Origin of the sequence: Priestia veravalensis (assembly GCF_001457055.1) — a bacterium.
Taxonomy (GTDB): Bacteria; Bacillota; Bacilli; order Bacillales; family Bacillaceae_H; genus Priestia; species Priestia flexa.
The window spans coordinates 1-1,591 of the sequence record NZ_KQ758767.1; the positions used below are offsets into that span (position 1 = coordinate 1).

Annotated in this window: 1 protein-coding gene and 1 pseudogene; both read right to left on the minus strand. The window is 32.6% G+C overall.

The features are described from left to right. Positions 1-90: 90 nt before the first annotated feature. Positions 91-429 carry a hypothetical protein gene (locus AS180_RS21295; RefSeq protein ID WP_025910556.1) on the minus strand — a complete coding sequence of 113 codons (339 nt, stop codon included), beginning with the start codon at positions 427-429 and terminating at the stop codon, positions 91-93. 19 nt (positions 430-448) lie between these two features. Further along, a pseudogene (locus AS180_RS24005) lies at positions 449-1,432 on the minus strand (amidase domain-containing protein). Positions 1,433-1,591: the final 159 nt, after the last annotated feature.

Genomic DNA, 1,591 nt, shown 5'->3' on the forward strand with positions numbered 1-1,591 from the left:
CTTGAGCAAATTAAAAATGAGCTCCAAGTGGCATAGGGTACCTATCATTTCTAATCGAATGGAAATATTTGTATCTAAAAATGCTCATTATCAGTCTTTAATTAGAGTTAATTCATTGGTTTGAGATATTAAATCAATTTTCTCGTTTCCTTTTGTATAATAGGTAGACGCACCTTCTCGGTTGATTTCCTTCCAGCCTTTTGATTTAATAACTAATTTATATCCTGAAGGTATACCATTTTCTTCAGAAGCTTTGGACCAGTCATATATATTTACACTTTCTTTTTCTTTTACTAACTTCGCATTTTTAGGTACAGGGAAACCAGAAAATTTATCAGATGGGGTATATGCAAAGAATGTAGTAAAATAGAAAAGTATTGCTCCTACTAATACAATTCCCGTAACAGTGATGGTAACGTTCTTTTTCAATGTATTTCCCTTCTTTCAATTACATTTTTACAATGCGATAGGTCTTATAACCTGTAACAGCATTAAAACCTCTGTTCCAATAATTATTAGTGTGTCCTGCTAATTTTAAGTCTGTACTTGTCTTTTCATAAATCCACATACTGTGAGTATATCTGTCTGCCCCAGATTTTTTAAACTGAATTACGTCTCCAGACTTCGCATTCTTAATAATATTAGATTTACTTGTACTAGAGTATGCGCCTTGTGTACGTGTTAAATGCGAATAAAGATCTGGAACTACCGTCCAAGAAGCACTTCTGCTCCACTTGTAAGATGGTAAACTTCTGATAAATCAGTACTTATTGTCTGACACTAAACTAGCAGTAGTTTGTTTGACAACTTGTCTTCTTCCACCAGCTTGAAGAATTTGTGATACGAAATTTGTACAATCATTGCTGTATCTTGGATAGTTTGGGTTATAGTTAGCATAGTATTTTTTAGCATATGCTCTAGCATTACTTAAATTTAAAGTATTAGTAGACATTGTCGTAAAAATCTGTGAATTTTCTTCCTGATTTTTTTGCTCTTCTTCTTCAATTTCTTCTTTCATTTCTCCAAGAGTAGTATTTTCGAATTCATCCATATTAAAATCTTCATCGGCAGGTAGGTCTTCCGTATTGTCTTCAGTATCAGTGCTGTCAGCTTCAAATACTGATAGTCGGTAAAGATATTCTGCGAAATATGCACAAATTAACTGATAATCTTCACGATTAGCAAGTTTTTCATCCTTATCTGTGTTCATTTGTTCTGTTACAAAATCGTTAAATTCAGGGGTTCCTACTTCTAGATTATAACCATTTTCATCCAAATAATCTATCAAAGTTTTTTCGATTTCCCCAAAAGTATAGTCATTTCTTTGTTTTTCCTCAGCTGAAGCAGTACTAACATAAAGAGAATTAACCCCCAATAAACAAAGCAAAACACTTAAAGCTAACGCAAATTTTTTCAATTTTATTACCTCCATAAGTCTATTTATCTATTAAAAACATCCTCCAAGGCTTTTCATGAACTTTTGTAACATATGTATAACCTCCCTCTATAAATGTTGATTTATCAACGGTTTGAGCCGTTGGTGGGGTGTCAAAAAAATATTTTTCGACACGCTTCCTAACAATATTTTTAT